This is a genomic window from Youhaiella tibetensis (assembly GCF_008000755.1).
Classification (GTDB): domain Bacteria; phylum Pseudomonadota; class Alphaproteobacteria; order Rhizobiales; family Devosiaceae; genus Paradevosia; species Paradevosia tibetensis.
The window spans coordinates 3,550,908-3,577,138 of record NZ_CP041690.1; the positions used below are offsets into that span (position 1 = coordinate 3,550,908).

General features: G+C 60.7%; 23 protein-coding genes, 1 tRNA gene and 1 pseudogene. 15 read left to right on the plus strand and 10 right to left on the minus strand.

Annotated elements, in window-relative coordinates; genetic code table 11:
- Nucleotides 1–5: 5 nt before the first annotated feature.
- The 3 genes from FNA67_RS17380 to FNA67_RS17390 are packed head-to-tail and all read right to left on the minus strand — an operon-like array spanning nt 6 to nt 3,647.
- Nucleotides 6–812: an SDR family NAD(P)-dependent oxidoreductase gene (locus FNA67_RS17380; protein WP_147657248.1), complete on the minus strand. Its 807-nt coding sequence runs from the start codon at nt 810–812 to the stop codon at nt 6–8.
- The gene (locus FNA67_RS17385) at nt 809–1,903 is read right to left on the minus strand and encodes an ABC transporter ATP-binding protein (RefSeq protein ID WP_049706338.1); all 1,095 of its coding nucleotides are present in this window, start codon (nt 1,901–1,903) and stop codon (nt 809–811) included. The genes FNA67_RS17380 and FNA67_RS17385 overlap by 4 nt, the downstream gene beginning before the upstream one ends.
- Before the next feature lie 13 nt (nt 1,904–1,916).
- Nucleotides 1,917–3,647: an SMP-30/gluconolactonase/LRE family protein gene (locus FNA67_RS17390; RefSeq protein WP_049706339.1), complete on the minus strand. Its 1,731-nt coding sequence runs from the start codon at nt 3,645–3,647 to the stop codon at nt 1,917–1,919.
- A 130-nt stretch (nt 3,648–3,777) separates the two neighbouring features.
- On the opposite strand from FNA67_RS17390, the gene FNA67_RS17395 reads away from it, so the two are divergent.
- The 8 genes from FNA67_RS17395 (at nt 3,778) to FNA67_RS17430 (ending at nt 12,587) form a co-directional block, all read left to right on the plus strand.
- Nucleotides 3,778–4,929, plus strand: coding sequence for a mandelate racemase/muconate lactonizing enzyme family protein (locus FNA67_RS17395; protein WP_147657250.1), 1,152 nt, complete (start codon nt 3,778–3,780; stop codon nt 4,927–4,929).
- 8 nt (nt 4,930–4,937) lie between these two features.
- Nucleotides 4,938–5,825, plus strand: a complete 888-nt coding sequence (locus tag FNA67_RS17400; RefSeq protein WP_147657252.1) for a 2-dehydro-3-deoxygalactonokinase — start codon at nt 4,938–4,940, stop codon at nt 5,823–5,825.
- A gap of 507 nt (nt 5,826–6,332) precedes the next feature.
- Nucleotides 6,333–8,693, plus strand: a complete 2,361-nt coding sequence (locus FNA67_RS17405) for an autotransporter family protein (RefSeq protein ID WP_147657254.1) — start codon at nt 6,333–6,335, stop codon at nt 8,691–8,693.
- 416 nt (nt 8,694–9,109) lie between these two features.
- Nucleotides 9,110–9,802, plus strand: coding sequence for a molybdate ABC transporter substrate-binding protein (gene modA, locus FNA67_RS17410; protein WP_147657256.1), 693 nt, complete (start codon nt 9,110–9,112; stop codon nt 9,800–9,802).
- A gap of 412 nt (nt 9,803–10,214) precedes the next feature.
- On the plus strand, nt 10,215–10,967 hold the full coding sequence (locus FNA67_RS17415; protein ID WP_147657258.1) for a Rossmann-like fold-containing protein: 753 nt from the start codon (nt 10,215–10,217) through the stop codon (nt 10,965–10,967).
- A 48-nt stretch (nt 10,968–11,015) separates the two neighbouring features.
- Nucleotides 11,016–11,573 (plus strand): alpha-ketoglutarate-dependent dioxygenase AlkB, encoded by a 558-nt coding sequence (locus FNA67_RS17420; RefSeq protein WP_147657260.1) that lies wholly within the window; start codon nt 11,016–11,018, stop codon nt 11,571–11,573.
- 151 nt (nt 11,574–11,724) lie between these two features.
- Nucleotides 11,725–12,033 carry a type II toxin-antitoxin system TacA family antitoxin gene (locus FNA67_RS17425; RefSeq protein ID WP_147657263.1) on the plus strand — a complete coding sequence of 103 codons (309 nt, stop codon included), beginning with the start codon at nt 11,725–11,727 and terminating at the stop codon, nt 12,031–12,033.
- Complete coding sequence (locus FNA67_RS17430; RefSeq protein WP_147657264.1) at nt 12,030–12,587, plus strand: GNAT family N-acetyltransferase; 558 nt, start codon at nt 12,030–12,032, stop codon at nt 12,585–12,587. Before FNA67_RS17425 ends, FNA67_RS17430 begins: the two co-directional genes overlap by 4 nt.
- A 220-nt stretch (nt 12,588–12,807) precedes the next feature.
- Here the strand turns inward: FNA67_RS17430 and FNA67_RS17435 are convergent.
- A pseudogene (locus FNA67_RS17435) lies at nt 12,808–13,200 on the minus strand (recombinase family protein); the annotation flags it as partial.
- A 445-nt stretch (nt 13,201–13,645) separates the two neighbouring features.
- Between FNA67_RS17435 and FNA67_RS17440 the strand changes: the two are divergent.
- The 4 genes from FNA67_RS17440 to FNA67_RS17455 are packed head-to-tail and all read left to right on the plus strand — an operon-like array spanning nt 13,646 to nt 16,349.
- Complete coding sequence (locus FNA67_RS17440) at nt 13,646–14,401, plus strand: SDR family oxidoreductase (protein ID WP_147657266.1); 756 nt, start codon at nt 13,646–13,648, stop codon at nt 14,399–14,401.
- Nucleotides 14,398–15,003: a glutathione S-transferase C-terminal domain-containing protein gene (locus FNA67_RS17445; RefSeq protein ID WP_244616380.1), complete on the plus strand. Its 606-nt coding sequence runs from the start codon at nt 14,398–14,400 to the stop codon at nt 15,001–15,003. The genes FNA67_RS17440 and FNA67_RS17445 overlap by 4 nt, the downstream gene beginning before the upstream one ends.
- A gap of 22 nt (nt 15,004–15,025) precedes the next feature.
- The gene (locus FNA67_RS17450; RefSeq protein ID WP_147657268.1) at nt 15,026–15,490 is read left to right on the plus strand and encodes a carboxymuconolactone decarboxylase family protein; all 465 of its coding nucleotides are present in this window, start codon (nt 15,026–15,028) and stop codon (nt 15,488–15,490) included.
- Nucleotides 15,474–16,349, plus strand: coding sequence for a sigma-70 family RNA polymerase sigma factor (locus FNA67_RS17455; RefSeq protein WP_147657270.1), 876 nt, complete (start codon nt 15,474–15,476; stop codon nt 16,347–16,349). Before FNA67_RS17450 ends, FNA67_RS17455 begins: the two co-directional genes overlap by 17 nt.
- 57 nt (nt 16,350–16,406) lie before the next feature.
- Here the strand turns inward: FNA67_RS17455 and FNA67_RS17460 are convergent, their stop codons facing one another.
- Both FNA67_RS17460 and FNA67_RS17465 read right to left on the minus strand, forming a co-directional pair.
- The gene (locus FNA67_RS17460; protein ID WP_147657272.1) at nt 16,407–17,147 is read right to left on the minus strand and encodes an SDR family NAD(P)-dependent oxidoreductase; all 741 of its coding nucleotides are present in this window, start codon (nt 17,145–17,147) and stop codon (nt 16,407–16,409) included.
- A 91-nt stretch (nt 17,148–17,238) separates the two neighbouring features.
- Nucleotides 17,239–17,826, minus strand: coding sequence for a TetR/AcrR family transcriptional regulator (locus FNA67_RS17465; protein ID WP_147657274.1), 588 nt, complete (start codon nt 17,824–17,826; stop codon nt 17,239–17,241).
- 308 nt (nt 17,827–18,134) lie between these two features.
- Between FNA67_RS17465 and FNA67_RS17470 the strand changes: the two genes are divergently transcribed.
- Nucleotides 18,135–18,446, plus strand: a complete 312-nt coding sequence (locus tag FNA67_RS17470; RefSeq protein WP_147657276.1) for a phage integrase N-terminal SAM-like domain-containing protein — start codon at nt 18,135–18,137, stop codon at nt 18,444–18,446.
- A gap of 28 nt (nt 18,447–18,474) precedes the next feature.
- On the opposite strand, the gene FNA67_RS17475 is transcribed toward FNA67_RS17470, so the two are convergent.
- Nucleotides 18,475–19,938: a PIN domain-containing protein gene (locus FNA67_RS17475; protein ID WP_147657278.1), complete on the minus strand. Its 1,464-nt coding sequence runs from the start codon at nt 19,936–19,938 to the stop codon at nt 18,475–18,477.
- Between the two features lie 233 nt (nt 19,939–20,171).
- Here FNA67_RS17475 and FNA67_RS17480 point away from each other — a divergent pair, with 233 nt between their 5' ends.
- Nucleotides 20,172–20,456: a hypothetical protein gene (locus FNA67_RS17480; protein ID WP_147657280.1), complete on the plus strand. Its 285-nt coding sequence runs from the start codon at nt 20,172–20,174 to the stop codon at nt 20,454–20,456.
- Nucleotides 20,456–21,223 carry a nucleotide-binding protein gene (locus FNA67_RS17485; RefSeq protein WP_308499101.1) on the plus strand — a complete coding sequence of 256 codons (768 nt, stop codon included), beginning with the start codon at nt 20,456–20,458 and terminating at the stop codon, nt 21,221–21,223. The genes FNA67_RS17480 and FNA67_RS17485 overlap by 1 nt, the downstream gene beginning before the upstream one ends.
- A 133-nt stretch (nt 21,224–21,356) precedes the next feature.
- Here the strand turns inward: FNA67_RS17485 and FNA67_RS17490 are convergent, their stop codons facing one another.
- From FNA67_RS17490 to FNA67_RS17500, 3 genes are all read right to left on the minus strand, one after another.
- On the minus strand, nt 21,357–24,947 hold the full coding sequence (locus FNA67_RS17490) for an NACHT domain-containing protein (RefSeq protein ID WP_147657283.1): 3,591 nt from the start codon (nt 24,945–24,947) through the stop codon (nt 21,357–21,359).
- Nucleotides 24,944–25,744, minus strand: coding sequence for an NACHT domain-containing protein (locus FNA67_RS17495; protein WP_147657285.1), 801 nt, complete (start codon nt 25,742–25,744; stop codon nt 24,944–24,946). Before FNA67_RS17495 ends, FNA67_RS17490 begins: the two co-directional genes overlap by 4 nt.
- Before the next feature lie 388 nt (nt 25,745–26,132).
- Nucleotides 26,133–26,209: transfer RNA gene (locus tag FNA67_RS17500), tRNA-Met, on the minus strand.
- Between the last annotated feature and the right edge of the window lie 22 nt (nt 26,210–26,231).

Consider the following 26,231-nt stretch of genomic DNA (forward strand, 5'->3'; position numbering starts at 1 on the left):
AATGCCTAGATGACCCCTCCATCGACGATGAAAGTCTGCCCCGTGACCAACCGCGAGTCGTCTGCGGCCAGGAACAGCGCCATGCGCGCGATGTCAGGAGGAAGCAGGTGTTCCTTGAGGCATTGGCTCTCAAGATATTCGCTGAACTTGCTCTGGTAGATGGCCTTGGCGCGCACCACCTGTCGCTCGGTCAAGACCCAGCCCGGCGCGATGGAATTGACCCGGATATTGCGCTCGCCGACCTCGCGGGCCAGCGACTTGGTCATGCCCATCACCGCCGATTTGGCCGTGGTATAGAAGATCAGGCCCGCCGCCCCCTTCATCCAGGAGATCGAGCCCATATTGATGATGGCCCCGCCCCCGGCTGCCGCCATGCCGGGCAGCACCGCCTGCGCGGCGAAAAACTGGTGCCGCAAATTGGTGGCCTGCCGCTCGTCCCAGTATTCCGGCGTCACGTCTTCGATCGCCATGCGATCGTCATTGCCGGCATTGTTGACCAGTACGTGAAAGGCTCCGGTCCGTTCGGCGAGGCGCGCGATGGCGGTCTGCAAGGCGCCAATGTCGCGCAGGTCTGCAACTTCGTAATACGGCCTTGTCCCGCTGGTCTTCTCGACGGCGTCGGCATGGGCCGCGGCAACCGCGCCGTTCAGTTCGATGAAGCCGACCTTGCAGCCCTGCCCGACGAAATGCTCCACCAGCGAGGCACCGATGCCCGAGCCGCCGCCGGTAATCAGCACGCTCTTGCCCACAAGGCTCGGATAGCGCGCGGTGGCGACTTCGACCTTGGCGATCAGTTCGGGATGAATGGTCATAGCGCCTCCAGCGCCACTGCGCGGGCCGAGGCGATGGAGCGGCCATCGGCGGCGAAGACATGGATCATCTCGGGATCGAAGGCGACGCCGATGGGCTGATTGCGCGTGACAGCACGTTCGCCCGACAGCCGAACGACCAGCATGTCATCACTGCCGGCCAGCACCACGTAGGCATAGGTGTCGCTGCCCAGATGCTCGGTCATGCTGACCACGCCGGTCAGGGCATGCGGCTGGCTCAGATCGACCAGTTGGAGATGCTCGGGCCGGATGCCGATCTCCATCGGCGCGGTTGATAGACCTGCGGGAACAGTGACCTCCCCGCCCGCAACGGTGAACCGCTGCTCGCCCACCGCCCCGCCGAGCGTCAGGAAGTTCATCTTTGGCGAACCGATGAAGCCGGCGACGAAGCGGTTCTGCGGTGCGTTGTAGAGATCGAGAGGCGAGCCGACCTGCTCGACGCGGCCGCCATTGAGCACGACAATCTTGTCGGCCAGCGTCATCGCCTCGATCTGGTCGTGGGTGACGTAGACCATGGTGGTGCCCAGCCGTTCTTTCATGCGCGCGATTTCAATGCGCATTTCCACGCGTAGCGAGGCATCGAGGTTGGACAGCGGCTCGTCGAACAGGAAAATACGCGGCTCTCGCACGATGGCGCGGCCGATGGCGACACGCTGGCGCTGCCCACCCGAAAGCTGGCGCGGCTTGCGGTCGAGATAGTTTTCGATACGCAGCACCTTGGCGGCCGTCTCGACGCGCTTGTTGATTTCGTCCTTGCTGGTGCCGGCCAGGCGCAGCGCGTAGCCCATATTGTCGGCCACCGACATATGCGGATAGAGCGCATAGCTCTGGAACACCATGGCGATGCCGCGCTTGGCCGGGGGCACGTCGTTGACGATCTCGCCCTCGATGGCCATCTGCCCGGCAGTGATTTCGTCCAGCCCGCAGATCAGGCGCAACAGGGTGGACTTGCCGCAGCCGGAAGGGCCGACGAAGGCGACGAATTCACCGTCTTCGACGGTTAGATCGATGCCCTTGAGCACTTCGGTAGCGCCGAATGACTTCTTGATGCCGCTGAGTTCGAGCTTGGCCATGATATTCTTTCAATCAGCCGGCAAACATCGGGTCAGCCAGACCCTTGATGCCGGTATCGATAGCGAAGACGCTGCCCGAGAGCGGCGCGTCGGCGAGTTGAGCGGCCGAGAGGCGGATGCGGGCCGTCGTGACGAACAGGGTCTGCATATCGGGGCCGCCGAAGACGCAGGAGGTGGGGCGCGGTACCGGCAGGTTGATGACGCGCTCGACCTTGCCCTCGGGATCGTATCGGGTGACACACCAGCCATCCCAATGAGCGACCCAGACAAAGCCTTCGGCATCCACGGTCAGCCCGTCCGGCTTGCCTTCCGATGCGGGCACGGCGACGAAGGTCCTGCGATTGGCGATGGCGCCCGCTTCAAGGTCGAAGTCATAGGCATAGATCACCTGCTTGGCCGTATCGGCAAAGTAGAAGGTCCTGTCGTCCGGGCTCCAGCCCAGACCGTTGGCAACATGGAAACCGCGGTCCATTTCATAGGTTCGCCCATCAGGATCGAGGCGCCACAGCCGCCCCTGGTCGGGCGAGGTATCAATGGCCAGAGATCCGGCCCAGAGGCGCCCCTTGCGGTCGCATTTGCCGTCGTTGAAGCGATTGCCCGGCCGGTCGGCCTCGGGCCGTGCAATGGTGGTGATGCTGCCGCTGGCCAGGTCTAGCCCGCGAATTTCGCCGTGCATCGCGGTCACGAATCCGCCCCGCGTGCGGGGAATGACGAAGCCAACCAATTCGGGCACCGGCAGGCTCGTGTAGGTCCCCTGGACGGGGTCGCCGGTGTGCACGGCCGGCGCCAGAATATCGACGAAATAGAGCTTGCCGTCGCGCTGGGACCAATGCGGCCCCTCCCCCAGGAAGGTGCTGGCCGGAATCACGCAACGCACGTCGGCTCGGTCGACGCCCAGCGGGCGGGGCTGGATGCCAAGCGACATGGCGAACTCTCCGAAATTGCCGGATGTGCGGCGTGCAGCCTCAATGACCTCGCGTCCCAGCGCATGCAGGCGCTCGGCCGGCAGACGGAAGGACGGGCCGATAATGCCGATGGCCCCGATAGGCTCGCCGCGATGGTTGAGGACGGGCGCGGCGACCGACGAAATCCCGATATTCTGCTCGTCGATTGAGACGGCATAGCCGCGCGCCTTGGTCAGATCGAGTTGGCGGATCAGTTCGTCGAAGTCCGTCGTCGTGTGGGGCGTCAGGGCTTCAAGCGGCGTATCCACCAGCAAGGCGCGCCTTTTTTCCAGCGACATGTGGGCCAGAATGGCCTTGCCCAGACCGCTGGCATAGGCGCTTGCGCGGCTGCCGACGCCATTGTTGAGCCGCAGCGGCTGCGGGACTTCCCGCTGGTCGATGTAAAGGACACTGCCGCCATCCATCACGCCGAGCCGGATAGCCTCGCCGGTGAGGTCGCGCAGGCGCTCCAGTTCCGGCTCGGCGGCACCGCGCAGGTCGAAATCGTCCCAGACCTTATGCGCCCATTGGAAGAGGCGCGTGGCCAGTCGATAGGTCTGGTTACGCGGATCGAAACCCAAGAGCCGCTCTTCGACCAGCGCCTGCAGCAACCGATGCAGCGTGCCCTTGGGCATGCCGGTCTGCTCCAGTAGTTCGGTAAAGCGTAGTCCGGCCGGGGTTGACGCCACGATGTCGAGAATCTGGATTCCGCGCGTCAAAGCCTGCACGCCGGGGGTCGAAGGACTCTCCGCCTCGACCTCCTTTTCCGGCACGATCGTGCTCGACTGGGGCTTGCTCATACTCTCTCCCGCCGCCGGTATTGCCCGGCTGATCGACCCAAGGCTTGCTGGCCATGTTGCCAATCGAATATCTTGGAACTAAGTTCCATGTCAACACGCCAAGCGCGAACGGTCTCGTGCAGGAGGAAAAGTGCGCATCACCAAAGTTGACCATTGGCTGGTCCGAATGCCGTTTACCGAAGACATCTTATGGGGTTCGGGGCGGCGCATCGGCACCACCAGGCTGGTCTGCCGCATCGAGACCGATGCCGGAATCGTCGGCTGGGGCGAGACCATTTCGCTCATAGCCAATGTGCCGGCGGTCTTTGCCGACATAGTCGCGCCACTGGCCATCGGCTATCAGGTGTCCGATGTCGAGCGCCTGCACCGCCACGTCCTCGGCGCCGGCTTCTATCACCACAAACGCGCCGCCGTAATGGCGATCGCCGCGCTGGAAATGGCAATGTGGGATGCGCTGGGCAAGCAGGCCAAATTGCCACTTTACGCACTCTGGGGTGGCAAGTGGCGGCAGGACGTGGAAGCCGCCGCCTATCTGTTTACCAACGAGCCCAAGGGCCTGACCGAGCGCTTGCAGCGCTTTCTCGATCGCGGCTACGAGACGTTCAAGGTCAAGATCGGCTTTGACGAACACACCGACATCATCCTCGCCGAGGCGGCCCGCAAGGTTATCGGTTCGCACCCGCTGCGCCTCGACGTTAACGGCGCCTGGCACCCCGGCACCGCCAAGCGGCAGCTGGAAAAGTTACGCCCGTTCGATCCCGCCTATGTCGAGCAACCCCTCGAGCTTGACGATCTGGCCGGGCACGCCGCACTCGTCGCCAACTCGCCCGTTCCGATCGCCCTCGATGAAAGCGCCTATACCCTTGCCGATGTCGGCAATATCGTTCGTGCCAGTGCAGCCGACGTCGTCTTGCTCGATCCGCATGAAGCGGGCGGCTTGTGGCAGACCATCAAGGCTGCCGCGATCTGCGAAGCAGTCGGCATTCCGGTGACACTGCATTCCGGCGCCGAGCTTGCCTTGTCGCAATCGGCTTACATTCACCTCGCCGCGTCCATTCCCAATCTCTCGCTGGCCGTCGATACGGAACGCGCCTATCTCGGCGGCGATATCAGCCCCAATCCCCCCGTCCTGACCGGTGGCCGCTTTGCCATCCCCGAGGAACCCGGCCTGGGCGTCGACATCGATGTCGACATGCTTGAGCGCTACAAGGTCGATGCCATCGCCGGGGCCTATCTCGATACGTCCCGCAAGAACTGGTTCCCCATCAAACCCGCCTATTGAGGCCCGACATGTATATTGCGATCGAGTGGACCTCGTCGGCGTTTCGCGCCTGGCTCATGCAAGCGAACGGCACGGTCGCGGCTGAACACCAGAGCCTCGCCGGCGTCAATTCCGTGCGAGACGGTTCTTTCGAAGCGTGCCTTCGCAGCGAAATCGGCGCATGGCTGCCCCAAAGCAAGGCGATCCTGCTGTCAGGGATGGTGACAAGCCGCACCGGCTGGGTGGAAACGCCCTTCGCCATGGCCCCTGCCGGAATTGCCGACATGCTGGCCCAGGCCATACGAAGCGACCTGCCAGGCCTCCCGCCGCTCTATTTCCTGCCAGGCATCGCGCGCCTCAGCCCACTGCCCGACGTCATGAGGGGCGAAGAAATGAGTATTTTCGGACTGGAGTTGCCGCTGCCGGATCTACTCGTACTCCCAGGCGCCCATAGTAAATGGGTGCGCACCGATGGCGAACGCATTGTCGATCTGAGCACTTACATGTCGGGTGAAATCCTCAACTTGCTGCGCAAGGATTCGCTGCTGTCGAAACTGATCCCGGCGGACTATGCCCCGAGCGAAGCCGCGTTTGACCGTGGTGTGGCCATCGCTAGGGACAAAGGCGCCCTGCCCGGCGGCGTCTTGCAGCGCCTTTTCTCGGCGCGATCCCTCGTGCTCTTCGATCAGCTCAAGCCGCACGAGATCAGCGATTATCTTTCTGGCGTCATGATCGGCTCGGAAATCGCCGAGGTTCTTGCCGGGCAACCGGACCTGTCGTCGGTGGTCGTTTTGGGCGAGAACCCGGTCGCCCAATCGTACCGGCGAGCCCTGCACCAGTTCGGCATTCAATCGCCCGTAGAAGTCGGCTCGGCTGCTGCCGGGTTTGCGAGGCTGATCGTCGAATTGAGCGCATAGGCAGAAGCTTGCCCTCGCTGCAGGGCCCTATCGCGTTGTTGCAACGCGCGATGGTGGTGGTCTGCTCGAATTTCCCCTGGGACGAAAGGAGAAGCGCGCGGCGCGGGTAAGGCTGGTGTCGAGGACCACGTCGGCCAATGCATCAGCCGCGCTGGGGCGCCGGGGCGCTTGGGCGTCTTCATCGCCCCAGCACGTGCCTCGTCGGGATGGGCGTAACCACCAAAGGTCGTGGCACGGGGCTCCAAGCCCGGACCAGCGGCGACCGATCCGTGCGGGAAAAAGGATAAGGTCTGCCAGCCGCCGCGCCCGGATTAACGCGGAATTAACCGCAGACCTGACGGGGCGCGGGATAGCCCGGAAAAACGCGAGCGGGTCATTTGCAGAACGAATTCAGTCCGCTAACCTCGCCTTCGGGTAACGTACTGTTCCTGTTGAGCAATTCAGCAAGGCCCAACACACCCTTTTGCGGACCATCGGCGCGGCCACTCGCCGACAAAGAGAATTACCATGACCATTTTTGCAAACGCCCGCTCCGGGCGCCAAGGCGATCATTCACGCCGATATCGCGATGCCTCCATATCCACGCTGGCCAGAACGCTGGCGGCCACCTCGACGGCCATGATCGTTCTTGCCACGGGCGGACAGGCCGTGGCCCAGACCTGGAACGGCAGCGCCGACAATGACTGGACCAATGGCGCGAACTGGTCCAGCGGAGGAGCGCCTAGCGGTGCTGCCGGCGTCACCATCAACTTGACCTCGCCCATCGTTCTGGGCGTAAACGGTGCCGCAAGCGGCTTCACCAACGGCCTCATTCTGAACGGAAATCTGACTGTTCAGAGTGGCAGTACGCTGAACAGCGCTGGCGCGGGACTGCTTGCCTCTCCCTCGACTCGCACGGCCACGATGAGCGTCACGGGCGAAGGTTCGCAGTGGATCGTCAACGGAACCCTTGCAGTGGGCAGCGCAGGAATCGGCACGCTCAATATTTCGGACGGCGCACTGGTCAAGGCGCTCAACGGTGTGCGCGTCGGCAGCCAGGCCACCAGCCGGGGCATCTTGAATATCACAAATGGCACGCTCGAAACGACCGGCCTGGAGAAAGGCACGGGCGCCGCCCGGGTCAACTTCGACAATGCGATCCTGCGCGCGGCGGCCAGCGACCCCGCCTTCGTCGACACGCTGACGGCTTCGGAACTCGTCATCGCTGCGGGTGGCCTGACCGTCGACACCAATGGCTTTGCGATCGGCGCCCCCGGCTTCAGCGGCACCGGCAGCCTGACGACGACCGGAACGGGAACGCTGACGCTGAACGATGTCAGCACCTATACCGGCGACACCATTGTCGGCAGCGGCAGCACGCTGGCCCTCTCGGGCGCTGGCGCCATCGCTTCGAGCCGGCTGGTCGCCGACGGCACGTTCGACGTTTCCGGCATGGCAGCTGCGGGCATTACCATCTCGCGTCTTGAGGGGCTGGGAACAGTGGTTCTGGGCGGCAAGACGCTGACGGTAAGTCAGATCGCGCCAGGCGGCAACGCCATCGGCACCCTCACCCTCGACGGCGACTATGCTGGCACCGGCGCCACACTCAACATCCAGTCCACCCTCGCCGGTGACGGCGCCACCTCGGACCTTCTGATCATCACCGGCAACTACAGCGGCAATACCAATGTCGCCGTGACCAAGTCGGGCGGCACGAGCGCGATGACCGTGAACGGCATCAAGGTCGTCGATATCGGTGGATCATCCCTCGGCACGTTTACGCTTCTCGGCGACGTAGTGGTCAATGGCGAACAGGCCGTTGCCGCCGGCGCCTATCTCTATGGCCTCTACCAAGGCACACCAGGCAGCGCCGATGGCGATTGGTATCTGCGCACCCTCTCAGACCCATCCGATCCCGATACACCGCTGGTTCAGCCGGCCGCGCCGGTCGTCGAAGCCTATGTTGCCGCCGCCCTTCAGAGCCTCAACACCATGGAGAGCATGCAGCAACGCCTCGGTGGCCGCTGGTGGGTCGATAAGTCCAATGACGGCGGCGGCCTCTGGGGCCGCGTCGAAGGCGAGCACACGGTCGATGTCCCGGGTGCGTCCACCACCGGAGCCGGCTACACCGTCGATACCATCAGGCTCCAGGTCGGCCTCGACGCGGTGGCGCGCCAATGGGATGGCGGCAAGCTCATCGGCAGCGGCAATCTGCAACTCGGTGGAATCTCGGCCAGCATCGGCTCCACCTCGGGCAGCGGCACGGTCTCCGGCGCCGCCGTTGGCCTTGGCGGCGGTGTGACCTGGTTGGCCGACAGCGGGCTCTACCTGGATGCCCAGGGCAAGCTGAACTGGTTTGACACCAGCCTCTATTCGACCACGCTCGGCCGCTCGATCGTTTCAGGCAATGACGGTTTCGGCTATGCGTTTGGCCTTGAGGCCGGGCAGCGCTTTGCCATCGATGACACATGGTCGGTAGGGCCCCAGGCCCAGCTCTCCTATTCGCACGTGAGCTTCACCGACTTCCTCGATCCCTTCGGCAACACCGTCAGCCTCGATCGCAGCGACAGCCTCGTCGGACGCCTCGGCCTCTCCGCCGATTACAAGTCCGATTGGCAGAACACCGCCGGCAGGGCGGGCAGCACCCATCTCTATGGCCTCGCCAATGTCACCTACGAATTCCTGGACGGCACCGCGACCCTGATCGGCGGCGACAGCGTCGCGAGCAAGAGCGACCCGCTCTGGGGCAGCGTCGGCATCGGCGGCTCGCTCAACTGGCTCGACGACAAGCTCTCGCTCTTCGGCGAGGCCAATGTCACCTCCAGCCTCAACAATTTCGGCGAGAGCTACGGCCTGGGCGTCACGACCGGCCTGACCGGCAAGTTCTGATTCTCGGCCAGGCCCGTCCCGGCCAAGGGCCCTAAGGTCTTAATGATGCAAGCGAGCGGACCGCCAGGCGAAACCCTGGCGTCCGAACGCGTCGCGACGAAGCATGCCCCCCGCTGCGCCCACCAGATGTCGGCAAACGTCACGAACTATCGGCTGTACTTCTGATCGAGATTGGTAGCGGAGGAGCGTTTCGATGCGTACCCCCGCACCGGCCTCTGTTCTCGTATGAAAGACTGACCGGCTGACGTACGTGAATATCCAGCAGGCATTGAAATCGTCGCCTCGGAACCTGACGTCCCCCGGTGGTTTTCACGCCGGGGTGCTGAGGCGCCAGCACTCGCCTTCTTCCCCACATGACACTGAGCAAGCTATAAACGCGATTGAAGGGGCGCTTCCGACCACTTTCAGGTTAGGTCATGAACCAGGAAATCCGGCTTTTTGGCGCCGTTGCGGTCCGACCCGCCGTCCTTGCTCTTATTTCTCAGTTCGAAGCAGAGACAGGACACAGAGTTGGGGTCAAGTTCGAGCTCAATCCGGCAGTAAAGAGGCAGATTGAGGCAGGCGAGCCGTTCGATGTCGTGATCACCAATCCGAACCTGGTAAAGGATCTGACTGATTTGGGAAAGGTCGAGGCGGAGAGTCAGGTGGCCTTTGGCCGGATAGCGATGGGAATGGCGGCCAAGGCAGGCAGTCGACCGCTCGACATAGGTTCCGTGGAAGCGTTCGAACATGTGCTGAAGAGCGCCGGATCAATCGCCTACGCCGCCGACGGAACTAGCGGCGCCTACTTCTCCGGCCTACTGGAGCGTTTGGGAATCGCTGACCAGGTAAAGTCCAAGCTGGTGGGCATTCCAGGAGGACAGACAGCGCTGGCCGTAGCCCGCGGGAAAGCCGAGTTGGGGGTGGTTCCCGTGACTTCCATTCTCGCCGCCGCTCCCGAAGTCATGCTTGTCGGTCGGTTTCCGGCGGAACTCCAAAGCTACATCGACTTTGCCATTGGCATTAGCGCCGATCCAAGGGACACAGAAGCTGCTAGGCGATTGTCGGAGTTTCTGATCTCGGCTGATGTCGATAGCACTCTGGCTGCAATGGGCGTCGATCGCCACTAGTGTGTCCCTGATCAGTTCTTGCGCCGTGGGCTTCCGAACCCCGCAATTCTTAAAAAAATCTGAGGCCAGCGCGTAGTACACGGTCAAAAAATAAATTTAAGATCAATGGCTTAAGCGCGAATGGTAGCGGAGGAGGAATTTGAACCCCAACGCACGGATTATGATAACGCTTTATATATCAATCACTTAGAAACAATTCGACCCAGCCCGTTTCATGGACCGATTGTACGTGTTCAGGAATAAGTCACTGAACTGTCTCAAGCTTTTCAGCCCGTCGCATTCAAGCCCGGTGGTGCCTGCACCCCTATTGCAACCCAGAATACAGCAGTTAAGGGCCTCTCGTGGCAGAGTTATCCCCGCCGTTCGCGCGCGAGTTAACTAACGATCAACGTTTAAACAACGGAGACGGGGCGTGAACCAGAGATTTGCAGAAGCGGCGACGGTGGTGGAAGCAATAGACAAGGCACTTGGAAGACCGACGCCGAGGAATGAGGTGTTCGCTGAAGTGAAGGCTATTCAGGAATTTCTTGAATGGGCCATCGGCGATCAGCTGGTCGTTCACAAAGGAAAACTTGGCAATTTTGATTTTGCGGCTGCTGTATCGACCGGACCAACGTTGTTTGTGGGAGAAGGCAACATGAGCTTCTCTCTGGCGCTAGCCAAGCTGGCACCTAGGGCTGCACAGGACTTTGTAGTGACGACCTTTGAGCCCAGAATGCGAGTTTCTCTTGCGGCATATCAGAATGCAGTCAAGCTGACGAGGATTGGTGCGAAAGTCCTACACGGCGTCGATGCGACACGTCTGGATAGGTATTTCAACGCGACCAGGTTCTCTGCGATTGTTTTCAACTTTCCGAATGTGGCAAGCCGTATCCCTGTTTATGGTCACAACCCTAATCACAATCTCATACGACGCTTCCTACGCAATGCAGCACAGCGGCTCGCGCGAAATGGACGTGTCATTATCACTGTCGTCGACACACCATTTTATTCGGGCGCATTCGGCCTAACGGCGGCAGCGAAATTTGCCGGTTACAAAGAGCCCGACGTCTACGCGTTCAAACCAAGCCATTTTTCTGGCTATGCTCACGCCAATACTCTTGGCGGCCAGAGTGCTTTGGCGAAGTATCGGAACTTCCGCTCTTGGGTATTTCAATTGCCATGACGGGGCATTGATGGACTGTTAGCTTGTGGCCGAATGTGAGATTCGCCAATGTTGCCACCCTCCGCTCGTTATATGCCGGACTATGTCGATGAAGCGTACGAACTCGCGCTCTTGCACTCGATCGATAAATCCACGTGGCTCGGGGACCTCAAGCGGCGTGTTCAACACTATGGCTTTCGCTATGACTACAAGGCCCGACGTGTAACGAACGAATCCTATCTAGGCCCTTTGCCTGATTGGCTGGCGATCCTCTCAGATCGGCTGCGGAAGGATAGCATTTTCCAGGCTCACCCTGACCAGGTGATCGTCAATGAGTATTTTCCTGGCCAAGGCATCGCCCCACACGTGGATTGCGAGCCCTGTTTTGGCGAGATCATCGCGTCGCTCAGTCTTGGCTCGGCATGCTTGATGGAATTCTCAGATATCCATTCCGGACACACCGCAACTCAGGTTCTTGCTCCTCGTAGCCTGCTTGTACTGAGCGACGATGCCCGGTTCAATTGGACCCACGGCATTCCCGCGCGCAAATCAGACGTGATTGATGGCAAGAAAATCGCTCGCGGGCGGCGGGTGTCCCTGACATTTCGGACCGTCATCACAAAATAGACGTTCAAATTCGAAAACCGTCAGAAATGACGCTCAGATTGCACTCTGTGCTTCGGTCTCCGCAGACAGTGACCGTCCAAACTCTTTGGTCCCATTGAAATGTACGTCGCAAGAGCGTACGTTTCCAATCATGGAAATTAAGGAGGCGGCAATGGGCGCTTTCCACGACACGACCAAAGACATTGATGAGCGGGCAACCGAGCGGATGAATTTTCGCACCAAGCCCCATATCAAGGCTACGATCCACCGGGCGGCAACGCTGAGTGGTGTGGACGACAGCGTCTTCACCATGAACGCGGCCTATGCCTCAGCGCTTGAGACCATTGCGGCACACGAGCGCACAGTGCTTGAGCCTGTCGATCACGCGGCCTTTTTCAGCGCTCTCGACAATCCACCACAAGCCACGCCGAAACTGCGTGAAGCACTCGTCCGACACCAGAAGCGGGTTCTGTCCAGGTGACAGACGAGGCAACCGGCACGTTCACCATAGAGCCGTTCGATCCAGACAAGCACGATCGAACGGCTTTTTCCTGTGGCGTCAAGCAGGTTGATAATTTCTTCAAGAAGACAGCCAATAAGCTCTCCAAAGCCGACAATGCACGCATCTACGTGATGACCTCAGCGGATGGCGCCGTCGTTGGATTTTATGCGCTCAACGCTCACGCCATCGATTATCGAGACCTGCCGCCAAAGTTCGCGCGCAACCGTCCGTCGCACGGATTAGTTCCCGCCGCATTCCTATCCATGATCGGAGTCGACCAGCGCTACGCAGGACAAGGATACGGCGGTGATCTACTCGTCGACGCCCTCATCCGCATCGGCACGGCCGCCGAGAGCATCGGCATCGCCGTCGTCATCCTTGATGTGCTGGATGATGGCAACGCGGGCCTAATAGCGCGACGTCAAGCGCTCTACACAAAGTATGGATTTCAGCCCCTGCCCTCGAACCAGCTACGCATGCTCTTGCCGGTGGCAACGGTGAGTAAGCTTCTCGATGAGCAACAGCCAAGCTGATAGGCAATTCTCGAAGACATAGTCCGCGTGTCCAGCGTTCAGGTGGTTGCGGGCTATGCAGCCCATATGCACCCCCGATGCTAACGCCGGGATCATGCAGGAAAAACAGCGATTTCCACGGAAATCGAGCTGAAGAACCCGATGGGCTGCCACAATTCGTCCGCGTGTCGACTGGGCTAACTGACTGAAATAAATTAGAAATTCTGAACGCTAAATTCACCCGTTCAATGCCCTCGCGCTGGCGCTCCCTGATGAAACGTCGCTCCATCTGCGCAACCATGCCCAGCACCGTGATCACCATCTGCCCCATCTCGCCCTTGGTTGAGACCGCGGGGTCGAGCACCGTTACCGAAGCCCCGCGCTGCTCGCATTCATGAACGATGTTGAGGACGTCTCTGGTATCGCGGCCAAGACGATCTAGCCGTGTAACCACCAATTCGTCGCCCGGCCGGAGGAAGGCAATGATGGTTTGGAGTTCATCTCTGCCTGCCCTGCTGGCAGCAGATGCCTTCTCTGCCCGAACGACCGAGCATCCGGCTAGTTCGAGCTTTGCTCGTTGGCCGTCAAGGTCCTGGTCGGTGGTGCTGACGCGAGCATAGCCAATAAGTGCCATCTGTAACCTCAGGGTTTTGACCCAAGGCTAGCGCGTCACAAATAGTGCCCGTCAACCCAGAAGTGACGCAGCTTGACGGCGTAGAGTGACGTAACGGCGGGATATACCCTGATATGATGCCACTAGCGTTTACTAGCGGCAGCACAGCCGCTTCGCGCCCCAAATCAGTCATTTCAGACGGGCGTTGCGGTTTCCCAAAAGCTGCCGACCCTTAATGTCCAGCAGCGCTCGAACCTCAGCGCCAACCGCCATCGACTAATTCAGCTAAGTGCCTAAAGGTGCCTTGGGCTCCGCTCTCAAAGGTTCACTGGTACGTCTCTTCACCACGCCGTTCGGCGGGCGGCCCTGGCGGTTTTTGCTCGGTCGAAGAATAATTCCATTTTGATGTCACGTTGGCGCGCGCCATCTCGTCTTGTTCGTGAAGCATCCCAAAGGAGCCACGAACATGAAGATCCTCGTCATTGGAGGAACCGGCCTGATTGGGTCGAAAACCGTCGCCAAGCTGCGCGAACGCGGCCATGAGGCAATCGCCGCCGCCCCCTCTACAGGGGTGGACACAATCACGGGTGAAGGGCTGGACGCAGCCTTGGTCGGCACTTCGGTTGTCATCGACCTTGCCAACTCGCCCTCTTTCGAGGATGCGGCAGCAATGGAGTTCTTCCAGACCGCGGGCCGCAACCTTCTGGCGGCCGGGAAGAAGGCGGGGGTCGTTCACCACATAGCCCTGTCGGTGGTGGGCACCCCAAAGCTCCAGGCCAGCGGCTACTTCCGCGCCAAGCAGGCGCAGGAAGAGCTGATCGAAGCGTCTGGCACGCCCTATACGATCGTCCACTCCACGCAGTTCTTCGAATTCATGGGCGCCATTGCGCGCGCCGCGACGCAGGGCAACGAAGTCCGGCTGTCTTCGGCGCTGATACAGCCAATCATCTCCGACGACGTGGCTGAAGCCGTAGCCGACATCGCGCTGGGCGCGCCGGTTAACGGACTGGTCGAGATTGCCGGCCCAGACCGCGAGCCGATGGATCGCATGGTCGCACGCTTTCTGGCGGCCGCAAATGATCCGCGCATGGTCGTCACTGATCCTGCATCGCCCTACTTTGGCGTCGTGCTCGAGGAGACCTCGCTCGTGCCGGCTGGAGACGCCAGTCTCGCCAGAACCACGTTCGACGCCTTCCTTGCTCGTGAAGAGCTGCGTACATGAGCCGCCTGAAGCTCTATTACGCGCCAGGCGCCTGTAGCCTCGCCGACCACATCGCTTTGCATGAAGCGGGGGCGTCGTTCGATATCGAGCGCGTCGATCTTTACACCCACAACACCGAGAGCGGCATCGACTTCAGGACCATAAGCGCCAAGGGCTATGTGCCCGCGCTGATCCTCCCAGATGGCCAATTGCTCACCGAGAACATTGCCGTGCTCGACCATCTGGCAGCGCTTTATCCGCAGCTTGCGCCTGCCGGCCCGCTCGGCCGCACCCGGATGATCGAGGCGCTCGCAACGATTTCGACCGAACTGCATCGGGCCTTCAAGCCCATGTGGCATGGCGGCTCCGAGCGCGAACGCGCGCAAGCAGATGCCACGGTGACAGGTCTGTTGCTGATGCTCTCGAAAGGCATGAAGGGCGCATTCCTGTTCGGAAAAGAGCCGACGGTCGCCGACTTCTATCTGTTCGTCATGCTGCTCTGGGCCGAGCGGTTCAATGTGGAGGTGCCCGTCCCAATGGCCGAACTGCGCAGGCGGATGCGTGAGCGGCCTGCCGTCGCAGCTGCCATGGCCGCCGAAGGTCTCGCCGACCTCAAAATCTGATACACTTACCCCGGAGATCATGATGATACCGCGAATTATCGACCCGTTTTCTAAGGCTACCGCAGGCATCAAGGGCATGTATGCCGTCGAGGCCGCCATTGCAGGGAACCTGGACAAGACACTCCTCCACCTCGTCAAGCTGCGCGCCTCGCAGATCAATGGGTGCGCCTTCTGCCTGCATATGCATGCCACTGCCGCCCGTGCTGACGGCGAGACCGAAATGCGCATCTACCTGCTCGACGCCTGGCGTGAGTCCACCGTTTACTCGGCACGCGAGCGCGCCGCGCTCGCCTGGACTGAAGCCCTGACCGACGTCGCGCGCACCGGAGCATCCGACGCAGACTACGAACTGGTGGAAGCCTCGTTCGATGAAACGGAGCGGGTCTATCTGACCCTGGCAATCGGCGCGATCAACCTCTGGAACAGGCTGCAGGTCGGTCTGCGCGCCGTCCATCCACCCGAGGAGAGCAATGGACAGGCTGCCTGAAGCAACCCGTCTGTTCGAGGCGCAGCGGCCAAGGCTGCTGCGCCTTGCCTACCGGATGTTGAGTTCGGTGGCCGAGGCGCAGGACGTTGTGCAGAACGCCTGGCTGCGCTGGCAGCGCGCGGACGTGTCTGAGGTTCAGAACGCGCCGGCGTTTCTGACCCGTATCGTCACCCGGCTATGCCTCGACGCAATGAAATCGGCCCGCGCCCAGCGCGAGACCTATATCGGCAGCTGGCTCCCAGACCCGCTGCCCGAGCCCGACGACGATCTGAGGGCTGACAATCTCACCCTGACGCTTATGCTGGCACTGGAGCGACTGTCGCCGCTCGAACGCGCCGCCTTCCTTCTGCACGACGTGTTTGACACCCCCATGGACGAGATCGCCGCGACGCTTGACCGCGACGTCGCGACCGTGCGGCAACTGGCATCACGCGCCCGCCGTAATGTGCAGGCGGACAAGCCGCGCTATCCTGTTGCTCGCGACGACGGCGAGCGCATTGCCCTGGCCTTCCTCGACGCGACCAGGACGGGAGATGTCGGCGCGCTCCGCACCATCCTTGCCGAAGGGGTCAGGATCGTTTCGGACGGTGGTGGCAAAGTGCTGGCCTTCCCCAATGCCATCGTTGGCCGGGAAAAGGCCCTCCGCCTCTACGAAGGTCTCTTCCGGAAATACGGCGATACCGAAAGCTTGGTTCGGCAGGTCTGGATCGACGGGCTGCCGGGCTATGTCAGCATGTACAACGGCACACTGCAGACGACCTCGTTCGACATCGAGGATGGCCGCATTACCGCGATCTACAAGATACGGAACCCTGACAAGCTTGCGCATGTGTCCGGGCAGATCGGCGCCATACACTAGATGGCACCTCCGACGTCAGGGCCCTCGCTGTGCTTCGGCGAGGGCCAAGTTCACGGATCAGGCGGTCATGGCGCCATCGATGGTAACCGCTGCGCCGTTGATGAAGCCGGCGTCCGGCCCCGCGAGATAGGCCACCAGCGCCGCCGGTTCGGAGGCAGCCGCCATGCGACCCGCCGGTACTCGTCCGATGATGAAGTCTTCCATGCCCGACGTCATGTCGGTCGCGGTCGGCCCGGGCTGCACCGCATTGACCGTGATGCCCCTGGGTGCAAACTCGTGTGCCAGAGAGCGCGTCATGGCCGTCACCGCGGACTTCGACAACCCGTAGACGCTGGACCCGGGCACCGCTGCGCTGACTGCGACATTGCTCGATACGTTGATGATGCGGCCGCCCGCCAGCATATGACGAGCCGCTTCCTGCATGGCAAAGAACGGCGCCCGAACATTGATGGCCATAGTCCTGTCGAAGTCCGCATGGCTCATGTTCTCGAGCAGGGCATGAACCAGGATGCCGGCATTGTTAACGAGGATGTCCAGGCCACCAAGGGTTTCGACGGCTTCGCGGATCGCGTCCTGCAGCCCCGTTGCGTCGGCACTGTCGGCTTGGAGCCCGAAGGCCGAACCGCCACTTGCCTTGATATCAGCGACCAGACTTTGCGCCGCTTCGGCATTTGCCGAATAGGTGAAAACCACGGTCGCGCCTTGCTCCGCAAGCTTGCGAACAATGGCAGCGCCAATGCCGCGTGAGCCGCCAGTGACGATGGCGCGCTTGCCACGCAGAGGTTGGTAGTTGGTCATGTCAAAATCCTTTCAAGAGACATGGATGACGATTTCTGGACTGGTGAGTCCAGAATTGAGTAGGGCTTTTGGTTGAGTAGCTTGAGTGCGCCTACCGCATGGCTTTGAGCGCCTCTATGGTGAAATTGGCGACATCGGCCAGTTCAGCTCGACCGGCCCCGGCCTGGGCACGAACGGTCAGGCCCTGCAGGGCAGCGTAGAGGAAGCCCGCGGCTGGCCCTGCATCGAGAGTTTCTGCTAGCTCGCCGGCCTCCTGCGCGGCCGAAACAAGTTCGACAAGCATAGCCTCGACACCGGCGGCCGTGTTGCGCGCCAGTTCTGCAACCTCCGGTTCGGTGCGGCCGAAGGCGGTCGTGGCGTTGATGCCCATGCAGCCCCTGGCATTTTCCTCCGCGCTCCGGCGGGAAAAAATGGAGAGGAAGCCGTGCAGTACCTTCAACGGCGACGGATTGTCGCCCAGGTGGTCAAAGAAGTTCTTGTGGTCGAGCTTATGGTAGCTGCGCAGGCTCTCGAGGAAGAGCGCATGCTTGTCCCCGAACGTGTCGTACATGGATTGCCGGCCGATTTTCATCGCCCTGAGCAGATCATCAGTCGACGCGCCCTCATAGCCCTTGGCCCAGAACACTTCGAGTGCCCCGGCCAGCGCCGCGTCGCGATCAAACTCTTTGGGTCTTGCCATGACGGCTGGAGTAATGGTTCTGGACTATGGAGTCAAGAATAATGACACCTTCTAGGGAATCTGCCGGGTTGGCATCTGCCGGTCGTCAACGCGCCCCATTTCGGTCATTGGACCGGCACGCGGAGATGCCCGAAAGCGGACACCGCCGAACTGACAGGTCTGCGAGTTGTCAGGCCTGGAAGAACGAACCCGCTGCCGCGGGAGGGTGCGCGCGGTGAGGAACGGCGAAGCACCGGTCGCCACGGTTTGGTTGAGGTTCGCGTGGCTCGGGCGCTCCCTATTGGCGCCTTCAACCCAGGAGCCAAACGATGACGACGACCCTTCCCAACCTCCCTGTCAGCCCCCTGCGCCAGACGCTGATCGATGACATGACCATGCGGCATTTCTCGGCGGCGACCCAGGGCAACTACATCCGCGACGTCGAGCGCTTCGCCAGCTTCCTGCGGCGGCCACCAGTTACCGCGACCACCGAGGATGTGCGGCAGTTCCAGCTGGCCCAGAGCGAGGCCAACGTTCCGGTACCCTCCATGAACAGCAATATATCGGCGATGCAAGTCTTCTTCGCCAACACGCTTGACCGGCCTGACCTTGCTCGACCGCCTCGCGCCGCGATCATCTGAACACTCGACCTCCCCAAAAAGCGGGCGATCAGTCGGGAGCGTTATGGCTTGCACCGGTCGGGCATGTACATGCTCGTGCCGCCAAGTCGAGCTCTTTCCGCAGCGCCCGGGAAAACCTTTCTGGCACAAGTTCTAGCCTGTCTCGCAGATATCGGTGAAACGGGACCATCGAGGGATCGGGTGCAGTGCGCAACGCGGCGGTCAGCGTGGCGCCCTTCGCCAGGTCCCCACCGCGCATGCGCACGGTGATCGCACCCTTCGCATCTGCACGATCGGCCGCGATCAGCATGACGATCGACGACGTCGAATCCTGCCGGAACTCTTCGCACCGCCAGGAGATCATCGTGGTTCCGTCGGATTCGCCCGGAGCGTCCTGCGCATAAAACAGATCGACTCGCCTTGTCTCGGTCGGCAGGTAGGAGGCAGTCGATGCAAGTGGGCCGAATGGCGTAGGCTCGTCCGGTGGCCGGATGAACCCGTCTCCCAGTTCCCGAAAGTCATCGATGTCGAGGAAGCGAAACGGCCCGGTCAAGGACGCTTCCAAATGAACCCTATCGGCAGCGCGATCGCCCTTATTGCCGGCCAGCAGGCGCACGATCGTTATCGGTCCCCGGCGACTGAAGACAACGGGGAGTCCATACGCCCAAGCCTGCACCTGGGTGGCGAACTCCCTGTAGTCGGATTTGTAATCATCGAGGTGAGCTGCTGTCACTTCGCCGAGCCGGGTCGGGAACGGCATGTTGAAAACGCCGGTGCCGATCAGAGCGCTGGGATGGCGCGCCTCCAGCTGGTGTCGCGGTATTTCGGGATAGGCCGCAAGAACCGATCCGGCAACCCTGGCGGCACAATGGAAACATATGGCCTCGGGCGGATATTGAAGGGTGTGAAAGGCGGTTTCTCCATCGCCGTCGTGAAATTCGATGAACAGCTCGGGCTGCGGGCCGAGTTGGCGCCTGAGGTCTGCAATCTGCTGATCCCGCTCGTCGGGACCGTCTGGTCGTCTCCAGCTCACAGGAGGTCTCACGACGGGCAGGCCGGCATGATGGGCGAGACGGATGGGAAGCCCGTCATCGGACATGAAGGTGAGATCTTCGATATCTTGCGCCATCCTAAAGACTTCGGCGACGATCCGATTATCCGCATCGTCCAGATCAAAAAGCTCTCCGTCAAGATCCTTGGTCTTGAACAGCGGCCCGAACTCAAGCGTGACCAACGGTTTCGAGTCGCGCAGCGTTATTGGCGCGTAGCCATTGCTTTCGAGACGAGCCGCCAGGCGGCTGAAGTCAACCGCCCGTTTTCGGAGGCGCCCGCCGCTCGACTTGTGAGCGTCCATCTCCGCACTGACCTTTGTCGGAACGATGACACGGATCGCAGATGCGGCGGGAGCCAGTTCGCTCCATGGCAGATCACCCAAGGCACGAAACTCGATAAGGATGTTAGTATCGATGCAGATAGCAACGCTATCTGTTGAAAGCAGATCGGGGTGTTCCACCGTTGTAGCCTATATCGGATTTCATTCAGGTCCCGTGCGGGACTTACATCTAAGCGTGAGATGCCTCGGAATCCAATGCGTTCGAGGATAACACGGTCGTTTCCTGCGAGAGTCCGAAGGATGCGCTTCTTACACTTCGCCGAACGGAAAAGCAGAAGGACAGAAGCGCTTCAAGGCAACTGGTGCTTTCATGAACAAAAACGGAACTATAATGCCCCCAAGTCGGAGGGGACATGGTCAAAGTGCAGGGTTTCGACAAACTGACGAAGCAACTCGACGAGGCCCAACGGGCTTTCAAGGACTTAGACGGAGAGCTGGGATCTGTAGCATTCAATCCAAACGACCCCGGTAGTATCGAGGCCGCCATCCACCAGATGGAAGCGCTGATTGACGAGCGCCTCGGGCGATACTCGAATAGCCCCATTGTAGGGCCAATGGCCGAAGAGATTCGAGAAAACGTCCGGGCGCAGATTCTCGAAAAGGCCGCGCGGGCAAGGCTCAAAGGGAAGAGTGAGTGATGGCGACGTCGAACGTCTTTGACCAGATCAATAATGCCGTTCTTGACCTGCAGGCTGCAGAATACCAGACCTTCGAACGCCCGCTCAAGGCCTTGGCAAAACTGCTTCATCACCCCGATCTTGAAACCTTCAACCAGAAGTTGATCGCCGCCGCTGACTTGGAAGACTTCTTGAACGGAAATCCAAGCGGTGGCGGTATGGCCGGGAGCGATGTGCTCAACTGGCCCGAGGACACCGGGGCCTATCTCAGCATTTCGCTGCAGCTTATCGACCGCTTTGCGGCAGACCCAAATTTTATGCTGCACTTCGGGCACACGTACTACAATCCGAGCTTAAAACTGATTGCTTCGGTGCGTTCGATCGTCGGGCAACTAATCATTCCGTTCGTTCGTGACTACAAGGAATACGTCATGAATCAGGGCTCAACCCGGCCGCTCCCGCGTTCCATGCAATCGACCAAAGTCTTCATTGTCCACGGACACGACGGGGAAGCGCGTGAATCTGCTGCGCGGTTCATCGAAAAGATCGGCTTTGAGGCCATCGTACTTCACGAACAGGCTAATCAGGGCCGCACGGTCATTGAAAAGGTCGAAGCTGCCAGTGATGTGGGTTTCGCGGTCGTCTTGCTCACCCCTGACGACGAAGGCCGTCGTAAAGGAGACGCAGACTTGGAGGACCGCGCGCGGCAGAACGTAATCCTGGAGCTTGGTTACTTTCTTGGCCGGCTTGGGCGATCCATGTATGCGCTCTCCGCAAAGGCTCAGTGAATATCCCGAGTGATTTCGCCGGTGTCGTGTGGACGGACATGGACGCAAGCAACGGCTGGCAGACGAAGTTGGCCCGCGAACTTGATGCGGCGGGGTATCCGGTGGACTGGAACGTCGTCATGCGGCGTAGCGCCTAAGCCCCCAGCGGGTTCGGCCAGGCCACACCTTGCCTGATGTCTGGATGTCTTGGTTCGGTATCGACCCGGCCATAGTCTGACCTTAACGCTTCAAGTTCGGTCAGGCATCGCTTCCCAAACTCCGCTGCCGCTGCGTCGCCGCCATTGGCAAGACGGAGCAACGCCGCTCGCAAGGGCGATGCATCGACCGGGATAAGCGTGAAGCTTCCACTGCCGCGAACGGGCGGGTCGCGCCTGTAGGCTATGGATTGCAGGGCCATATGCAGCTGTCGCCTTATGGTTTCCCGACCTGCTGGGTCTTCCACGAGCTGCATGAACAATTCCGTCCTGCCGGTTTCCAACATCGCCTTCGCAAGAAACGCTTTAGTGCGAGGGAGAGTCGCAGCGGCAAAGGCGCTGCTTAGATTTTCCAAGCCACTTGGTAGCTGCTCAAGCGCATAGCCCAGATCGCCAGGGAAACTGTATGCCGTCCTGTCGGGAGACCACCCGCTTTCAAGATCGTCCGACATCTCCACGACCACCCGAAGAGCATCCATGGCGTCCAATGAGATCAATGCCTGATACCAGCTGTGATCATGCAGGAAGTCCGGGTGGTGCCTAGCAAGGTCACGAAGGAGACAAGGTCCGCCGTTACCGGGCATGTTGCGTACGGACGTGAGGAGCCCGTCGATGCCCCCGCGCAAGTTACCCCTGAAGTGCTTCGCTACGATATCGAGAGCGTCGAACAGGCTCTCGGGCTTTGTCGATTGGGGGAACAGTTCGAGCCATCGGAATACTTCCCATGGATCATTCTCCAATGACCACATGTTCCGGTCGTTCTCGGCAAACAAAAGCTGCAGGCCTTCAAGCAGGACTGTGTGATCGGGCTTGTGGCCACCCAGGAAAAGCTTGGTGATCAGGTCAAACTTACTCCGTGACGTCACCGCGAACTCGAATAGCCGACGAATGAGCTCGTCGCGATTGCCATGGGGGATCATGAAGCCCCATCCCGCCATGGTGATGGCACGAGCGGGAGCAATCGACTCCGGCAACAGGTGACGCTCTGCCTCAGCGAGTATCGCATCCGCTTCTGGCAAGGACAGGTTTGGGGCGGATTGCCTCGCCTGACGCGCAAGAGCGGCTCGCTTGTAATCTAGCCAGTGCCGGAACACGGGATTGCCTGTCTCTGTAGTGTCGGGTGACGGAGCAAACAGCTGGGCCAGCCCACATGCGGCGTGACTGCCAAATTGCTCATTACCAAGGCGAGCAAGCAGCGCCTGCTTGGCTGCTGTATCGCCAATTTCCCGAAGCAGGTCACGATACGTCCAGTCGTAGGACATGCGCGCATAGCGCACGCCACTGCGGCGCGACTCAGCCAATTCGGTGGTCCGTTCTTCCGCCGCTCCTTTGATATCGGCGTCCAATTGTTCCGCAGCCTTCACCAGACGTGAATCCGGAAAGCGCCGCATTGCGGTGGCCAAATCGTTCATTTGCCCCCGGTTGGTGCCGGGATTTGAAACCAACGCCCCTGTCCATGTGACCAACATGTCGACCACGCGACCCCGCATATCCTCGTCGACCGGTATGACCTTGCTCTCCCTGTCCGAGCCATGGCCGCGCAGGAGTTCGCTGAGCGCTGCGATGGTCTGAGGGTTGGTTTCGTCAGCGAATTGAAGAAGGACGGTCAGAAATGTCGCTGGCTTGGTGGCTTGGATCACGGTTGCCTTGAGGTTCTCAGTATCGCGCTGCTCCTTCGTTGCAGCGCGTCCCAAGGCCCGAATGCCCTGATCAAGGGCAAGCCATTCGTCAATCGTACGACGCACAATGATCGCCCCAACGACGGCGGCCGCGGCCATGCCAACGTCTCGGCTCGTTGCTTCAAGGGCGGCCTGGGCGACGGGGCCGGTATCTTGGGGTTGAATGGTCTCCAGCAGGGCCTCTGAGCCGTAGGGGATCGTCAAACCTTTGCCGAGCCGGGAAACCAGCGCTTTGGCGAGCATTTGCGGGGCTATCTCGTTGAGGCGTGTCAGCGTCCACCCGATGCCCTCTTTGCGCATGTCCAATTGCGGGCTTTCCAAGATGGGTAGTATCTCATCCTCATCCAGCGGGTTGCGCCTCACTTCGAGGATGAGCGACAGCTTGCGCGCCAAGGACGTTTCCCGACCAATGGCGGCGGCACGCTCGGCGCGAAGCCGTGCAATTTGGTCTGGCTTCTCGATGCCCTCCTCGTAATAGCCTTTTGTTGCGACAGCGGCCCAGACATCAGGGCCTGATACTTCCAGGATCTTAGACGCGTGCCGGCCTGCTCGACGGAATATCAGTGATTCAATCACCTCGATCTTGACCTTTGAACTGGCGTCGCCAAGTGCCCACCGGACAGCACCGTCAATGCCGTCCATGCCGCCGGCATCGACAAACTCGCCGAGTAGGGTGGCACGAGTTTCCTCGGCCAATCGGTCATAGCCTGCTGTCAACTGTGCCTCGAAAGCAGTGGGCGTGAACCTTCCCGCCATGCGCAGCGCCTCAAGCTGTTTCTGGCGATCGGACTGGCTGATGAGGGGCCAGACGGTCGCGGCGAATTCCGGGCGGCCCGTCGCCACCATGAATGAAAGTGCAAGGTCCGCGCTGTCCGGTTGATGCCATGCGAAGCTGAACTGCATGACGATCTCCGACACCAAGTCCCAAAGTTGTGCAGAACTTCTCCGAATGACGGCGGCCGCCAAGCTCGGGTCTATGCCGAGGGTGACACGTACGACCTTGGACACGGCCGCCAACCCAGCCGCATCCCGGCGAGAAAGCCGTTCACAAGCGAAGAGCACGCTTTCTTCCCAAGCACGCACGTTGATGACGTCGATGCACAAAGCATCGCTCAACAACAAGTCTGGGAACCTGTGGGCAAGCAGCATCACTTCGACCGTCTGCGAGGCATACCACTCCTGGAGTTGGTGGTGACTGAATCGCACCTTGCCGTCTTCATCACGTCGCAAGGCATGGACGTTGACCAGTGTATCCAGCACCTGTTTCGGGGACGGCAGTCCCGCGAAGGGCAATGACGCAGCGACGCTCGCGATCGCTGCCATGGCAAGCTCTGGACCTATGCTGGTCTGCCCGGCCTTTGTTGCGGCGGTGGCTATTTCTTGCAGCAAGAGCGCGTGCTGGCCGCCGAGTGTGGTCTCGATGGCGTCTGTCCTGCGCCAGTCCTTCTCATGGTCCTTGACCAGAGCAGCGACCACCTCGTCTTTTGTCTCGGGCAACGCCCCGTCCGGTGCCAGACGGAGGAGCGCCGAAAGATAGAGGGGTATGCCAACTAGGTCGCGAAGGCCTGCGGTGCGCCATGCATGATCCAGCATTTCCAGCCCCTCATCCCCATTGAGGGTGCGGGCGATCTCTTCCTGCTGGTCATCGGCGAGTTCTTGAATTTCGACCGTGGCCTTGCCGAACGGGATGTCGAGAGCTTGTCGCCTGGTGCTGATCACGAGCATCATTAGGGGGTATTCACGTCGCAACGTGTCCAAATGGGCGATCAAGCGGCTTCGTGTATCAACCGGCAACTCGTTGAGGCCGTCGAGCAGCAGGATTAGGTCGCCGGAAGCAATCAACTGTCTCATGCTTCCGGCCGGGAGGGCGCGAAGGCATGGAGGTCTGCGGCCCATTCCAACAGGTCCTTCGGGGACCCTGACCATTCGGGCAATGGAATAAGCAGGGGAACAGCGCCACCGGCTGCGATAGCATCACCGAGCTGAACCATTGTCGTCGTTTTGCCGGTGCCTGGCGGGGCGACGAGCTTGATCTCCCGGCTCAGGCGCACGATGCCGACCAACTGGTCGACAGTGAATTCTTGCCCGTTGCCGGCCAGATTGGAGAATGACATCCTTAGCTGCACGGCATGTCGTGGCCATTCGTCCAGCTTCTTAAATGACGCGAGGTGCTCAAGAGATGCCGTTCGGGCTATTTCGACCATGACGACGTGATCGGCGTCGGGCGAAACGGACGTCCATCCGTCGCTAAGTGCTACCCTCGCGCCGCCTCCCGTCATCAATTTGCCCGCAAAGTCCTCAGCGTCCGACTTCCACTTCCTGAGCACTTCGATGGTGAAATGGCTCACGTCGTGGTCGATCTGGTGAGCATGGTTCGCACACAACCAAATCCCGTTGTCGTAGGATGCACGGACTTCAGGGCTAAAGGTCGCGTCGTAACGCGGTCCACCTATGCTTGCGGCCGCGATATGGGCGGCCACGCCGGTTATGACGCTCTTGGCCTCGCCACGTCGGGGACCGATTGTCAGGATGCGGCACCCCGGATTGGAGCACAGGTAGCCCACCCTTTCCGCGAGAAGCCGCTTCGTTTGTGCGCTGAAATTATGGCGCACGCGCACCTCCGCGCTCGAATCGAGCTGCTCTTCCAACGGTAATGGATCTTTAGGCTCCGCCATGGGCAGAGCGTGGCAACTTTCGACGTTTTGTCAACGAGATGCCCGAGTGCCGTGCGCTATTCCACTGAACTGGACTGCGGCAATTTTAAACCGAGAAATTGTGCCGGCTTCCGACGCTCAAGCAGCGGAGGCGACCTTGGAGTCAGACCGCTTTTAGTAACTCAGGTCCCACAAGCCGACGGTCCGCTACCGGCCCCGTTGCGGAAGTTGCCGAGCGTTGCAGGATGAACGCGAGTGACCTGGGTTCCTTAGCGCCCTGCGCGGCATGACCAGCTACCTAGCTGCTACCTAGAGACTCTGCCGTGTGGGCCGTTTCGTTCACTACAACCGACGCAAGATATTGATATAATGAGAAGATTTTTGGTAGCGGAGGAGGGATTTGAACCCCCGACACACGGATTATGATTCCGCTGCTCTAACCAACTGAGCTACTCCGCCCCAGAACGTGGGCGGCGGAGCC

Excerpts from the sequence above, each read along its gene's own strand:
- FNA67_RS17380 (WP_147657248.1), bottom strand. The coding sequence starts at position 812 with ATGACCATTCATCCCGAACTGATCGCCAAGGTCGAAGTCGCCACCGCG.
- FNA67_RS17385 (WP_049706338.1), bottom strand. The coding sequence starts at position 1,903 with ATGGCCAAGCTCGAACTCAGCGGCATCAAGAAGTCATTCGGCGCTACC.
- FNA67_RS17390 (WP_049706339.1), bottom strand. The coding sequence starts at position 3,647 with ATGAGCAAGCCCCAGTCGAGCACGATCGTGCCGGAAAAGGAGGTCGAG.
- FNA67_RS17400 (WP_147657252.1), top strand. The coding sequence starts at position 4,938 with ATGTATATTGCGATCGAGTGGACCTCGTCGGCGTTTCGCGCCTGGCTC.
- FNA67_RS17405 (WP_147657254.1), top strand. The coding sequence starts at position 6,333 with ATGACCATTTTTGCAAACGCCCGCTCCGGGCGCCAAGGCGATCATTCA.
- modA (WP_147657256.1), top strand. The coding sequence starts at position 9,110 with ATGAACCAGGAAATCCGGCTTTTTGGCGCCGTTGCGGTCCGACCCGCC.
- FNA67_RS17420 (WP_147657260.1), top strand. The coding sequence starts at position 11,016 with ATGTTGCCACCCTCCGCTCGTTATATGCCGGACTATGTCGATGAAGCG.
- FNA67_RS17425 (WP_147657263.1), top strand. The coding sequence starts at position 11,725 with ATGGGCGCTTTCCACGACACGACCAAAGACATTGATGAGCGGGCAACC.
- FNA67_RS17440 (WP_147657266.1), top strand. The coding sequence starts at position 13,646 with ATGAAGATCCTCGTCATTGGAGGAACCGGCCTGATTGGGTCGAAAACC.
- FNA67_RS17445 (WP_244616380.1), top strand. The coding sequence starts at position 14,398 with ATGAGCCGCCTGAAGCTCTATTACGCGCCAGGCGCCTGTAGCCTCGCC.
- FNA67_RS17450 (WP_147657268.1), top strand. The coding sequence starts at position 15,026 with ATGATACCGCGAATTATCGACCCGTTTTCTAAGGCTACCGCAGGCATC.
- FNA67_RS17455 (WP_147657270.1), top strand. The coding sequence starts at position 15,474 with ATGGACAGGCTGCCTGAAGCAACCCGTCTGTTCGAGGCGCAGCGGCCA.
- FNA67_RS17460 (WP_147657272.1), bottom strand. The coding sequence starts at position 17,147 with ATGACCAACTACCAACCTCTGCGTGGCAAGCGCGCCATCGTCACTGGC.
- FNA67_RS17465 (WP_147657274.1), bottom strand. The coding sequence starts at position 17,826 with ATGGCAAGACCCAAAGAGTTTGATCGCGACGCGGCGCTGGCCGGGGCA.
- FNA67_RS17470 (WP_147657276.1), top strand. The coding sequence starts at position 18,135 with ATGACGACGACCCTTCCCAACCTCCCTGTCAGCCCCCTGCGCCAGACG.
- FNA67_RS17480 (WP_147657280.1), top strand. The coding sequence starts at position 20,172 with ATGGTCAAAGTGCAGGGTTTCGACAAACTGACGAAGCAACTCGACGAG.
- FNA67_RS17485 (WP_308499101.1), top strand. The coding sequence starts at position 20,456 with ATGGCGACGTCGAACGTCTTTGACCAGATCAATAATGCCGTTCTTGAC.
- FNA67_RS17490 (WP_147657283.1), bottom strand. The coding sequence starts at position 24,947 with ATGAGACAGTTGATTGCTTCCGGCGACCTAATCCTGCTGCTCGACGGC.